Source organism: Microcystis sp. M049S2 (assembly GCF_020245625.1).
Classification (GTDB): domain Bacteria; phylum Cyanobacteriota; class Cyanobacteriia; order Cyanobacteriales; family Microcystaceae; genus Microcystis; species Microcystis ichthyoblabe_A.
Map to the genome: position 1 here is coordinate 1 of NZ_JADBUN010000179.1, position 12,458 is coordinate 12,458.

Here is a 12,458-nt window from a genome sequence, read left to right on the forward strand (position 1 = left end):
CATTATTCACCAACTGGCAAAAACCTGATTGTGAGGACATCTCAAAAAACAGACTGTTTTTCAGCCAGATCGCTAGATGAACTTCTTGCCAAGGCTTTCGAGGATTTTCCAAAGTCTTCATGAATAATGCAGGTTAGGGCAACAACAGAAGATCACTTGTGATCTTCCTCATCTTAGTGGCGAGGTGAAACTAAAAGTTGAATTTGCCAAACCAAAGATAATCGCTCCTTCCGATGAAAAGTTGAGTGACAGCACAATAGGTAAGATGAAACTGTATATTAATAACATCGAACAAAATGTCGATATTATCAGAACTTTCTCAAATCATACTCCTAACTTCCTAACTCGATATAAACACGAGGTTCCTTGCGATTTTCAAGGTGCTAAGCTGCAAAAAATTATCGTTACTATTACTAATAATATAGTGCGATAAATGATGATCAATTATGATCGATTAAGTACCTAAGCAAAATTAATTACACATCTAAGCCGCCGAGATCAACTTCATCATCAGGAATTGCTGGAACATTCAAGAAAACGGGTTTCTTAAAGAAACCCGTTTTCTGGTTTAAGTATCTGGATGGGCTAGAATATTCAGCGTTAATCAAGGAGGCCTCTTGATAAACTTACTAGGCGGATCCGATGGTAAAAAATTTTTTTTATGAGGGTGTAATATTGCCAAATGGAGATATTAAAACTAACTGGCAACTGACTCCTTTTATGAACCTCGTCGTCGTTACCAATTATATTTTTGGTTTCGTCCTCATCTTTTTTGGCAGTGATAGTGCGATCGCAGATTGTGTAGAGAGTTTGTCGGGTGGGCAATGCCCACCCTACATTCAAGGTAAAATAGAGCCAAGGAAGTTACTAGAGAGAGAAAGCTATTTTGCCAGCCATGAGCCAAACCCTACCTAAAACTGTTAATTTCGAGGAATTCGTCCCTTGGCTGCCTGAAAATTCTGGAGTACGTTATGAGCTACACAATGGAAATATTATTGAAATGGCACAACCCGCAGGAGAACACGAGGAAATCAAAGGATTTTTAACTGTTAAACTCAGTGGAATAATTGATAGACTAGGGCTTCCTTATTTAATTCCTAACCAAGCGATTGTCAGACCTGCTGGTAAAAATTCTGGTTATTTTCCTGATGTATTAGTGCTAAATCGAACCAAGCTCGCTCAGGAAAAATTATGGAAAAAAGAATCAATCCTTAGTGAGGGTGCATCTATCCCTCTGATCATTGAAGTGGTATCGACTAACTGGCGTGATGATTACTACTTAAAATTTGCTGATTATGAAGAAATGGGTATTCCTGAATATTGGATTGTCGATTATGCAGCCTTAGGTGGGCGTAATTTTCTTGGCACTCCTAAACAACCGACCATCTCTGTTTGTCGCTTAGTTGAGGAAGAATATCAAATTCGGCAATTTCGAGACAGTGATCGCCTAATTTCCCAGACTTTCACGGAATTAAATCTCACTGTCAATCAGATTTTCTTAAGTCTGTAGGGTGTGCATCGTCCACCTTACTCTTTTCGCTTTTTTCTTCAGTTTGAGGGGTTGATTTTGCCACTTAAAATCGGCAATTATTGCCTTTATTTGCTCAATATGATGGGGTTTTAAGCCATTAAGCTCAATTTATTTTATCGCTTTCGTGTTCATGTTATCAAGGTCGTTACTAAGAAAAGATCGTAAACTAAGACGCATTTTAAATGATAGAAATTTGGGGATCCGTATTTATTTTTTTAGTCTGTCCTATCATCGGGGGACTGCCTCTGATCGATTGGATAAATTATCTAGCAACTGGACGTAAATTATCGCAATTAGGTACTGGTAATATCGGTGTAACTGCCGCTTTTTACCATGGGGGTAAATTAGTGGGAATTTTGGCGGTAATTTCGGAAGCAGCCAAGGGAATTATCGTTATTTTCCTAACCCGTTTATTTTTTCCCACCGGCTCCACTTGGGAATTATTAGCTTTAATTGCCTTAGTCGTGGGGCGCTATTGGTTAGGAAAAGGTGCAGGAACTACTAATGTTTTCTGGGGATTAATCGTTCACGATTTTGCCGCCGTTTTTCTCACCTCAATTATCAGTGGGATTAGCTTTACTATTTTTCGAGAAAAATCTACGGGTAGATTGGTAGGATTATTTTTATTAGCTTTGATTCTCACCTTGCGCCGTCCCCACGATTCAGGTTATATTATAAGTGCCATTGCTTTAGCCTGTTTATTAGGGGCAATTTTTCAAAAAATCGCCGACGATTTAGACTTACCTGAAGCAAGTGTTAACAATGAATCAAAAACTATGTTTCGTTTTTTTCGTGGAGATCGATCGATCCAAACTCTTGATGACAATCTGGCAGCTTCAAAAGTGGGACAAAAGGCCGCCACTTTAGCCGATCTTAAGCGTGCCGGTTATCCCATTCCTAGGGGTTGGGTTTTACCACCAGGAGATGATCCACAACCGTTAATAGAATCTCTTAATCCTGATATTAATCATCCCTTAGTCGTGCGATCTTCCGCTATTGGAGAAGATAGTGAAACCGCTTCATCTGCGGGACAATATACCACAATTCTTAACGTCATCAATCGAGAAAATTTAGCGGCGGCGATTTTAAGTTGCCAAACCTCCTATAATAGTCCTAATGCTGTTAATTATCGACTCGATCGAGGACAAGAAAACACGGCCATGGCTGTGTTAATCCAAGAACAAATTCGAGGAGTTTTTTCAGGAGTTGCCTTCAGTCGTGATCCGATTAATCCTCTCAGTTTAGATGTAGTTATTGAAGCTTTACCCGGAGATGCCACCAGAGTTGTATCGGGAAGAATCACCCCCGAAAGTTATCGAGTTAATTTAGAAGAAAATATTATCATCGGAGCGGGAGATATTCCCCCGGCTATTATTCAACAGGTAGCTAATCTTTGTCGGCAATTAGAAAACCTTGATCATGGCATTCCCCAAGATATAGAATGGACTCATGACGGACGAAAATTATGGTTATTACAGTGCCGTCCTATCACTAATTTACAGCCAATTTGGACAAGAAAAATCGCGGCTGAAGTTATCCCCGGGGTGATTCGTCCTTTGCCTTGGTCAATTAATCGTCCTTTAACCTGTGGAGTTTGGGGAGATATTTTCAGTTTAGTTTTAGACAAAAAAGCTCTCGATTTGGACTTCAATGAAACAGCCACTTTACACTATCAAAGAGCCTATTTTAATGCTTCTTTATTAGGAACCATTTTCCAGCGCATGGGATTACCTCCAGAAAGCTTAGAATTTCTGACCAAAGGGGCAAAGTTTACCAAACCACCTTTAACGGCAACCCTGGCTAATTCCCCCGGTTTATTAAAACTTTTAGGACGGGAATTACAGTTAGAAAAAGACTTTAGCCAAGATCAAAAAACCTATTTTATTCCGACGCTCGAAAAAATTAACGCTACTTCCCTAGAAGCTTTATCTTCAGGGGAGATTTTAGAGCAAATTGAGGAGATTTTAACCGTCTTAAAAAAAGCTACCTATTATAGTATTCTTGCCCCTCTTAGCTTCGCTTTGCGTCGCAGTATTTCGCGAGTACCTTTTGAGAGATTGGATAACTCCCAAGCACCAGAAATAGCCTCAATGCGATCGCTATCCGAACTGAGAAAAAATACGCTCGATCGAGATTTTGACTCAGCTTTTTCCCTCTGGTTAGAAACCTACGGTTATTTAAGCGAAGTAGGAACCGATATTTCGATACCGAGATGGCGAGAAAATCCCCCATATCTGCTACAACTACCCTTAGATATTCCGGTCAATAATAGCCATAAAAAAGTCAAATCTTCCCACAATGTCCAAAAAAGATTAAATATCAAAAACCAGGTAACTGAAATTTACTCCCGTCTTTTAGCTCACCTACGCTGGCATTTTCTCGCTTTGGAAACCCTCTGGTTACAGCAGCAAATATTATCGGAGACTGGAGATATATTTTATCTAAATTACTCAGAAGTTACCCAGTTAGGTCAGAATAATAAAATCGCCAATCTTAACCAGATTATCCGTCAGCGTCGCCAACAATTCCAAGAAAACTCCCAATTAACCGATATTCCCTATATCGTTTATGGACAACCACCGAAAAGAGAATTTTTAGTTTCAAATTTAACTGCCAAAAAACGCTTACAGGGAATTGCCGCTAGTGGGGGGACAGTGGAGGGACGAGTCAAAATTATGCACACCTTACAAAATCTAGAAATTGCCCCTAATACTATTCTTGTTATTCCCTATACTGACTCAGGATGGTCGCCTTTATTATCCCGGGCTGTGGGCATTATTGCCGAGGTGGGGGGACAATTATCCCATGGTGCTATTATTGCCAGAGAATACGGAATTCCGGCGGTTATGGATGTGCATAATGCCATGAAATTGTTAAAAGATGGTCAATTAATTCGTCTCGATGGCAGTCAAGGAATTATTGAAATTCTCTAGGCATTAGGGGACAGGGTGTGGGGTGTAGGGTGTGGGGTGTGGGGTGTGGGGTGTGGGGTGTGGGGTGTGGGGTGTGGGGTGTAGGGTGTAGGGTGTAGGGAGTTTTCTCAGTTAACTGATAACTGATAACTGATAACTGATAACTGACTTCTAACCCAATGTTGCTCAAAGATAAGCAAAAATTATCTATGAACTCCAAAAACTTGAGAATATTTAAATTAACATTTCGCAATATTTACAAATTCTTAAGAATTAATTGAGAAAGATTTTTATTTAACAACGATGTTACAATGGTTACAGCGATTTTACTGAATTTCATAGTGGGGTATTCTATGCTTTTTTGGGCAGCAACGGTTGAAACCCTTGCCACACCTAGAAGGTAATCCCAATTAAGACAGGTAAATGAGTCAATTTCACCCACAACGATGATCTTTTTTTTGTGTAGTTTTGTTGCAAAAAAAAAGTTTTTTTGACAAAAAGCACAAAGTATGCGTTATGAAGTGGGGTAATGGGGAAGTGGGGTGATGGGGAAGTGGGGTGATGGGGAAGTTATCTGCCATTTTCCAATAAAAACCTTCTTTCTGCGCGAACAATTGCCTCTCTAGTCGCTAAAACTGCTTCTGTATCCACCGAAAGAGAATTCACGCCCCAAGCAATCAGATCATCGATAAGTTCAGGATACTGGACGATAGCCATGCCGCAAACGGAACAGGGAATCTGTAAAACTTTTGCTTGAGTGATAATTTGTTTTAAAGCTGCCCTGACTGCGGGATGACGGGCGTTAAAATATTCTGAGAAATGTTCTCGATCGCTGCCTAAAAGTAATTGAGTTAAATCATTAGTACCAATAGAGATTAACTGTACCCCCGCTTGCACATAATCCCCCAATTGAAAGATTACTCCCGGTACTTCCACCATTATCCCCAATTGGAAAGAAGGGACTTGAGTGAGTAAAGCCGATTGTACCCGTTGCCGGCAGAAAATAAATTCCTCAACCCCGCGGACAAAGGGAAGCAGTAAATTAATATTGGTGGCGCTGGTGGTTTGTACCCGTCGTAAAGCTTGCAATTCCAGATCGAATAGAGTCGGATCTAATATATAACCATGGGTTCCCCGACTGTCTTGAGCCGAATGTTGAGCATCAAAAGAACGGTAAAATAAAGGCTTAGGCTGGATACTAAGGGCAAATTGTGCGATTAAATCACTTAATCTCTCGATCAATGCTTCTTGATGCTCTGGAGTTAACCATTCTTCTAGATTACGCTGAGAAAGTAAGTCTAAAATCATCCATTCTGAGCGCAATAAACCGATCCCATCAATAGGCAGTTCTTGGATTCTGGCAATACTTTCAGTTTGACTGAGATTAACCATCAAACGGGTAGCAATTGCCGTCCCGTCGGTTTCTCTGGGGGGTGCTGGGGGTAAGGAAATCTGTTCCTGAGATGCTAGAGAAATAATTCCCCTCGTACCATCTACTAAAATTATCTCGCCTGAGCGGATAATTTCCGTGGCATTTTTCACCCCGACAATGGCAGGAATGGCTAATTCCCGGGCTAAGATGGCTCCATGGCTAGTTAATCCCCCCTGTTCCGTGATCATTGCTCGAATTTGGCGTAAATGGGGCAGTTTTTTCGGAGGTAAATTAGTAGTAACCAAAATGCAATCCTGAAAATTTGCTTCTGGGGAGTCGAAATTGCTGATCACTTTTGCCACTCCCGATGCCAACCCTGGGGATGCCCCTAATCCTCTTAAGGGATAATGGGATGTAGTGGGGGTGATTTCCTGACTGTGACAGTTAAGAATATAAATTTGACCATCCAGCATCATCAGCCATTCTATGCTGGTTAGGGTGGGTTTTTCCGCCAGTAGAGATTGAACCAGTTGACAAAGGCGATCGAGGGCGAAATTATCTAAACAGTAGCTTTCCTGTAAACTGGGTGCTAATAATTGTGGTGCGAGCAGATTACTGTCACTGTTGAGATAATAAGCCCTGGATTTATTGCCTAATTGCCGACTGCGTAATTGACCGGAGCGATCAATAATATAGGTATCTGGTGCCACTTCTCCATTAACTAAACTATGTCCTAATCCCCAAACCGCCTGAATTTGCCAGTTATCCTCATTAATCAGCACATTTCCCGCACAATTGGCTGGTAATAACGGTTGTACCAGTAAAGATAATTGAATTTTTTCTAAACCAATTCCCACTTTTCGCCAATAAAATAGACTTCTGGCGGTGAATAACTCCGCCCAAGCTTGTTTTAGGGCATTTTCTAGATTATCTGCTTTAATTCCACTGATGGGGGCGGAAAATAAACCGAGAGTTCGTCGAGACAGATTAGCTGGTAAGGAAAAGCGCCATACTAGGCTATCCATGGATAATTGTGCCACGGCCGCCTCTAGTTCTTCTAACCAGAGAGGAGGAATTTGCGCTTGTAAAATGGCGCGGCGACTCTCTTTGGCGACTAATTGCAGAGCTTTTGGGTTATCTACGTCTAAATAGAGGGAAGATTGCGGAAAATCAGTCAGAAACGAGTCAGCATTGTTGATAGTTTCCAAAAATTCCGCAAAAATGCGGTTAAAAATGGCAAATCCCCCGATAATTGGGTATCCTCGCTGGTGTAATTCACTGGCAATAAAAGCTTTTTCCCCCACCAGGGGGCGATCAGAAGCACTAATGCGATCGAGCCAGCAGAGAATGGTCACGGGATTTGTTAAGAATGGTGAAAGGATTATAAAATCATTGTGTGATTTTTGTAGCTTTTTAGTTCTATCTGCTAGTTTAACTCACCGTCACTATCTTGAGGATGATCTGGGGAGTGGGGAGTGGGGAATTATGAATTATGAATTATGAATTATGAAGTGGGGAGATAGGGAAGTGGGGAGATAGGGAAGTGGGAAGAATAAATGAAAATAACCTCCTGTCTTTTGCCTCCTGACTACTGACTCCTGATAGCTGATAAGATAGGATTCGGACAATATTCGATCGCTGCGAGAAATTCATGGACACACCTGCGAAAGTTTTGTTAGTGGATGACGAACCGGGGGTTCGTGAATCTGTGCAAGCATATCTACAGTACGGGGATGACTTCGAGGTAAGAACTGCTAGTAATGCTAACGAAGCCTGGGATTTACTCAATCAAGAAATTCCGGAATTAGTCATCTCCGACATTATGATGCCGCAGGTGGATGGCTATCAGTTTCTCAAGAAATTGCGCGAAGATGCTCGTTTTCAGACAATTCCCGTGGTTTTTCTCACTGCTAGGGGGATGACAAGCGATCGCATTCAGGGTTATAATTCCGGTTGTGATGCTTATTTATCCAAGCCTTTCGATCCCGAGGAATTAGAAGCATTAATCAAGTCTTTAATCGAGCGCCGTCGTCAATCCTTGCAAGCCACCAGCGAAAACGCTAGATTAGAAGAAATTGCCCGAGATATCCGGGAATTAAAACAGCAGGTGGGACAACAGAACACTTTTACTACTACTCCCCCCCCGATTAAAATTGACCTTACCCCCCGGGAACAAAGTGTTTTAGATTTAGTAGCGGAGGGATTGATGAATAAAGAAATTGCCAGTCGTCTAGAAACCAGCGTCAGAAACGTAGAAAAATACGTCAGTCGCTTATTTAGCAAGACTGGTACTAATAGTCGCACGGAATTGGTACGTTTTGCCCTAAAACACGGTTTAACCAGTTAATATAGCAGCTAAGGACAAAGTAGTGGACCGGAGTGTCAATAACTGACGATGACAAGCAACTGAATTACCGATGGAAAACGTTTCATCAGTTCATCTTATGGCTTCTGGCGTTGAAACAAATTTTGTTTTAGAGCTAACCTTCGAGCAAGAGCAGAATAGGAGGATATGTCAACCATGTTAAGCACTGATCTAGAGATAAGACTAGCAACTTTAGAAGCTGAAGTAGCACTGCTTAAGCGTTTGCTACCTACTGTCAGCGAAACTCCCTGGTGGGAAAAAATTGTCGGCACTTTTGCTGACGATCCGGTTTACGAAGAGGCAATGCAGTTTGGTCAAGAGTACCGCCAGTCTCTAAAACCTTTAGCCGAGGAAGCATCCGAATCCTGAAATGTATCTCCTTGACACCGATCATATTAGTATTCTCGATCGCGGGGGACAACCGGCACAACAATTGCTGAAAAAGCTGGCTGCTATTACGAGCAGCAAAGTTGCTACCACAATTATCACCTACGAAGAACAAATGCGGGGATGGCTCAGTTACATAGCCAAGACCAATTCGATTGAAACCCAAGTTGTTGCCTATCGAAGGCTAGAAAAGCACCTCGCTAATTATCGCACGATTCCCATTGTCGGCTTTGATGAAAAGGCAGGTCAAGTTTTTCAAGAACTTCGGGTAACTTACCCTCGTTTGGGTTCGATGGATTTGAAGATTGCTGCTATCTCAATGGTTAATCAGGCTATCCTGCTGACGAGAAATCTCTCAGATTTTGGGCAAATTGCCGGTTTAAGAGCAGAAGATTGGACGATTACAGGCAACTGAATTACCTATGGAAAAACCAACTTTGGCAGCGAATCACCCCCAGAGATAATTTATGTTTGTTTTTATAAATGCACGTCATCAGCTATCGAAGACTACGAGAATTTACGAATAAACACGCTGATTCCCGAATAGCTTTAGAGAATTGGTATAAAATTGCCAGTAAAGCGATTTGGTATAATTTAGTTGAGGTTCAAACAGTATTTCCTAAAGCAGAAGCAGTTGGTAACTTTACTGTTTTTAACATTAAAGGGAATAGTTATCGTCTCATAACCAGTATCGATTATCAGAAGCGGCTAATTTATATCAAGTATGTTTTAACTCACGCTGAATACGATAAGGAGCAATGGAAAAATGACCCTTACTTTTAATCCAGAAAAATACAAAGAATTACTAGCTCGCCATTTACCTAAAGTTATTAAAACAGAGGCAGAAAATGAAAAAGCTTTGGCTATTGTGGAAGAATTAATGCACCGTCAGCAGCGAACTCCCGAAGAAGATGAACTTTATGAGCTTCTAATTTTTTTAATTGGGAATTTTGAAAAAAGCTTTTATCTACAGGAATCAACCACACCTCATTCTATGTTATTGTTTTTGATGGAACAGCAAAGCGTTAATAAGAAAGACATAGCCAGAATCCTTGGCTCTGACAAAATTGCCTCTAGTTTAATTGAAGGAAAAGGGTCAATTACCCAAGAACAGGCGAAATTATTAGGACATTTCTTTCATGTAGATTATAGTTTGTTGATGTAGATACGATCCCCTCTAGCTTTTTGGTTGGGTTGAGCGCTTTAATACTTAGGAGAAAACTGCTCGATTCAATAATTTGAGCCAAAACCCAATATTTTTAAAGACATCGGTGCAGTTTCCCGCAAGTGTCGCTCATTTTTGATAGACAAAAGTTATTGCTGTCACCCCAAACACAAGTTTACTGTCTCACTCTCCAAATTTTGATAGTTTTGTCACCACTTCCACTAGCTAAATAGCGGCCATCGGGACTATATGCTACTGAATAAACCCGGTAAGAATGACCAGTAAGAATACGCAGTTCTTTTCCCGTTGCTACCTCCCAAATTTTGATAGTTTTGTCCCAACTCCCACTAGCTAAATAGCGGCCATCGGGACTATATACTACTGACATAACCTCGCGAGAATGACCAGTAAGGGTAGGCAATTCTTTTCCCGTTGCTACCTCCCAAATTTTGATAGTATTGTCCCAACTACCACTAGCTAAATAGCGGCCATCGGGACTATATACTACTGACCTAACCGAGTCAGAATGACCAGTAAGGGTACGCAATTCTTTTCCCGTTGCTACCTCCCAAATTTTGATAGTTTTGTCCCAACTCCCACTAGCTAAATAGCCGCCATCGGGACTATATACCACTGAGTAAACCGGACTAGAATGACCAGTAAGGGTACGCAATTCTTTTCCCGTTGCTACCTCCCAAATTTTGGTAGTATTGTCCCAACTCCCACTAGCTAAATAGCCGCCATCGGGACTATATACTACTGACATAACCACCTTAGAATGACCAGTAAGGGTACGCAATTGTTTTCCCGTTGCTACCTCCCAAATTTTGATAGTATCGTCAACACTCCCACTAGCTAAATAGCGGCCATCGGGACTATATACTACTGACATAACCCCAATAGAATGACCAGTAAGGGTACGCAATTCTTTTCCCGTTGCTACCTCCCAAATTTTGGTAGTATTGTCCCAACTCCCACTAGCTAAATAGCCGCCATCGGGACTATATACTACTGACAAAACCGAGTCAGAATGACCAGTAAGGGTTTTATCTAAGAAGCGAAGACTAGATAAATCAGATATTAATAATTGAGGACTAGCAGGAAAATTTTTATATTTAAAATAACCATAACCTTGAGTTACTCCTATTCCTAATAACAAAACTCCACCAAGAGCTATCATTCTATTTCTCAGATTATTATTTTTAACCGGTTGTGCTGGTGTTTTTTTGGGTACAGGTGCGGGTGAAACCGGCGGAGAAGGATTAATCTTAGGAATAACTGGCGGTTGTTTTTGAGTTACAACAGGCTGCGGATTTGGTGGTGGTGGAGATGGTCTATTAGGAGTTATAGGAGGTAACTTTAATTGCCGTTCAATCTCATCCAAACGCTGTAAAATAACCCTAGTATTAGCCGGTCTATTCTTGGGTAATCTTCCCATCAACTCATCAATAAAATCCAACAATAACGGGTGAATATTTTCCGTTTCTTCTCGCCAAGGTAAAACATCATTAATCGGATCATAAATTTCTAAAGGATGTTTTCCGGTTAATAAATGCACAAAAGTTCGTCCTAAAGCATGAAAATCTGATTGAATCACTGCTTGGCCATGTTGTTGTTCATTGGGGGTATATCCGGCTGAGGTAATACCTGTTACCTGTTGACCTTTGACCTTTTGATGATAGGTTTGGGTTTCTTCCCTTGCTGTGCCAAAATCAATTAACACCAACTCGCCACTATTCCGCAGCATAATATTAGGGGGTTTAATATCTCGATGCAGCCAATTCTGTTGATGAATTTTATCGAGAATTAAAGTAATTTCTCTCAGCCATTTAAAAGCCCGTTTTTGACTTAATTTATCATACTGCTTTAGCCACTGTTCTAAATTAATACCCTCCACTTTTTCCATGACTAAACAGTGTAATATTTTTCCCTCCCTTGTGGAATATTGAAAATAGACATCTGCTTGAGGAACACCGGTGACATTTTGACGACTTAACTCTAATAAAACGTCATATTCCCGTTTAAATAATTCCACTGCCTTCGGGTCATTATTCCATTTTTCTTGTAAGACCTTGAGGATTTTGGCTGTAAAACCTTCAAAAGCTTCATAAACAACCCCAAAACCGGTCGTATCACTCAATAACCGACTTACCCTATATTGACCATTTAACAACAACTCAGAGCCGCAACTTTGACAGTAACGAGTATTCGAGTTATTATTGCTCGGATGCTCCGGTTGAAAACAATCGGGATTAATGCAGTAACAGGGTTTCATCTCGGCTATCAGTTATTTTATTGGGTGAATAATTGCAAGTTTTCCCTTACCTGTCTTTGAAGGCATTTTATCATAAGTAAGCTGGTTATAATTAAATTAAAAATGGATTTTAGGTTCGATCCCCCCTGCCCCCCTTGATAAGGGGGGCATCTGATAATTGTTAACGCCTACCTACTTAAGTAAGCTAAAACGCATTTTAACCGCCTATCCTTAGATTAGCTGTCTCGGAGTCTCGACTAGGAAATTAATTTTGCACGACTACTTAAGTAGCTGGTTATAATTAAATTAAAAATGGATTTTGCCTCTGATCCCCCCTTAGTCCCCCCTTCTTGATAAGGCTATCCCTTATAGGGATCTTTCTTAACAATTTTTGCAGTAAGCACTCCAACCCTTATCCTGACTTGATTTCAGTTTTTTCTTTGTCAGTAAGGGTGTCAACAAGGAATATTAC

11 protein-coding genes are annotated in these 12,458 nt (G+C 40.8%); 9 read left to right on the plus strand and 2 right to left on the minus strand.

Annotation, left to right across the window (positions count from 1 at the left end; all coding sequences use genetic code 11):
* Positions 1 to 265 precede the first annotated feature (265 nt).
* The 4 genes from IM496_RS15395 (at position 266) to IM496_RS15410 (ending at position 4,464) form a co-directional block, all read left to right on the plus strand.
* Positions 266 to 433 carry a hypothetical protein gene (locus IM496_RS15395; RefSeq protein ID WP_287662454.1) on the plus strand — a complete coding sequence of 56 codons (168 nt, stop codon included), beginning with the start codon at positions 266 to 268 and terminating at the stop codon, positions 431 to 433.
* A 242-nt stretch (positions 434 to 675) separates the two neighbouring features.
* The gene (locus tag IM496_RS15400; protein WP_104396933.1) at positions 676 to 915 is read left to right on the plus strand and encodes a hypothetical protein; all 240 of its coding nucleotides are present in this window, start codon (positions 676 to 678) and stop codon (positions 913 to 915) included.
* Complete coding sequence (locus IM496_RS15405) at positions 896 to 1,510, plus strand: Uma2 family endonuclease (RefSeq protein WP_194016148.1); 615 nt, start codon at positions 896 to 898, stop codon at positions 1,508 to 1,510. The genes IM496_RS15400 and IM496_RS15405 overlap by 20 nt, the downstream gene beginning before the upstream one ends.
* A gap of 203 nt (positions 1,511 to 1,713) precedes the next feature.
* Positions 1,714 to 4,464 carry a glycerol-3-phosphate acyltransferase gene (locus tag IM496_RS15410; protein WP_287662455.1) on the plus strand — a complete coding sequence of 917 codons (2,751 nt, stop codon included), beginning with the start codon at positions 1,714 to 1,716 and terminating at the stop codon, positions 4,462 to 4,464.
* 549 nt (positions 4,465 to 5,013) lie between these two features.
* On the opposite strand, the gene IM496_RS15415 is transcribed toward IM496_RS15410, so the two are convergent.
* Positions 5,014 to 7,170, minus strand: a complete 2,157-nt coding sequence (locus tag IM496_RS15415; RefSeq protein WP_287662456.1) for a putative PEP-binding protein — start codon at positions 7,168 to 7,170, stop codon at positions 5,014 to 5,016.
* A gap of 296 nt (positions 7,171 to 7,466) precedes the next feature.
* Between IM496_RS15415 and IM496_RS15420 the strand changes: the two genes are divergently transcribed.
* The 5 genes from IM496_RS15420 (at position 7,467) to IM496_RS15440 (ending at position 9,732) form a co-directional block, all read left to right on the plus strand.
* On the plus strand, positions 7,467 to 8,162 hold the full coding sequence (locus IM496_RS15420; protein ID WP_104396848.1) for a response regulator transcription factor: 696 nt from the start codon (positions 7,467 to 7,469) through the stop codon (positions 8,160 to 8,162).
* Positions 8,163 to 8,336: 174 nt separating this feature from the next.
* Positions 8,337 to 8,549, plus strand: coding sequence for a hypothetical protein (locus tag IM496_RS15425; RefSeq protein WP_149977555.1), 213 nt, complete (start codon positions 8,337 to 8,339; stop codon positions 8,547 to 8,549).
* Position 8,550: 1 nt separating this feature from the next.
* Positions 8,551 to 8,982 carry a type II toxin-antitoxin system VapC family toxin gene (locus IM496_RS15430; protein ID WP_287657908.1) on the plus strand — a complete coding sequence of 144 codons (432 nt, stop codon included), beginning with the start codon at positions 8,551 to 8,553 and terminating at the stop codon, positions 8,980 to 8,982.
* Between the two features lie 68 nt (positions 8,983 to 9,050).
* The gene (locus IM496_RS15435; protein WP_002777884.1) at positions 9,051 to 9,350 is read left to right on the plus strand and encodes a type II toxin-antitoxin system HigB family toxin; all 300 of its coding nucleotides are present in this window, start codon (positions 9,051 to 9,053) and stop codon (positions 9,348 to 9,350) included.
* A complete protein-coding gene (locus tag IM496_RS15440; RefSeq protein ID WP_287662457.1) occupies positions 9,334 to 9,732 on the plus strand; it encodes a helix-turn-helix domain-containing protein in 399 nt (132 codons plus the stop codon). The genes IM496_RS15435 and IM496_RS15440 overlap by 17 nt, the downstream gene beginning before the upstream one ends.
* Before the next feature lie 175 nt (positions 9,733 to 9,907).
* Here IM496_RS15440 and IM496_RS15445 read toward each other — a convergent pair whose 3' ends face one another.
* Complete coding sequence (locus IM496_RS15445) at positions 9,908 to 12,007, minus strand: serine/threonine-protein kinase (protein WP_287662459.1); 2,100 nt, start codon at positions 12,005 to 12,007, stop codon at positions 9,908 to 9,910.
* Positions 12,008 to 12,458 lie beyond the last annotated feature (451 nt).

Bases quoted from the DNA above. Each gene is read 5' to 3' on its own strand.
- IM496_RS15395 (WP_287662454.1), top strand. From the start codon at position 266: ATGAAACTGTATATTAATAACATCGAACAAAATGTCGATATTATCAGA.
- IM496_RS15405 (WP_194016148.1), top strand. From the start codon at position 896: ATGAGCCAAACCCTACCTAAAACTGTTAATTTCGAGGAATTCGTCCCT.
- IM496_RS15410 (WP_287662455.1), top strand. From the start codon at position 1,714: ATGATAGAAATTTGGGGATCCGTATTTATTTTTTTAGTCTGTCCTATC.
- IM496_RS15420 (WP_104396848.1), top strand. From the start codon at position 7,467: ATGGACACACCTGCGAAAGTTTTGTTAGTGGATGACGAACCGGGGGTT.
- IM496_RS15425 (WP_149977555.1), top strand. From the start codon at position 8,337: ATGTTAAGCACTGATCTAGAGATAAGACTAGCAACTTTAGAAGCTGAA.
- IM496_RS15430 (WP_287657908.1), top strand. From the start codon at position 8,551: ATGTATCTCCTTGACACCGATCATATTAGTATTCTCGATCGCGGGGGA.
- IM496_RS15435 (WP_002777884.1), top strand. From the start codon at position 9,051: ATGCACGTCATCAGCTATCGAAGACTACGAGAATTTACGAATAAACAC.
- IM496_RS15440 (WP_287662457.1), top strand. From the start codon at position 9,334: ATGACCCTTACTTTTAATCCAGAAAAATACAAAGAATTACTAGCTCGC.
- IM496_RS15445 (WP_287662459.1), bottom strand. From the start codon at position 12,007: ATGAAACCCTGTTACTGCATTAATCCCGATTGTTTTCAACCGGAGCAT.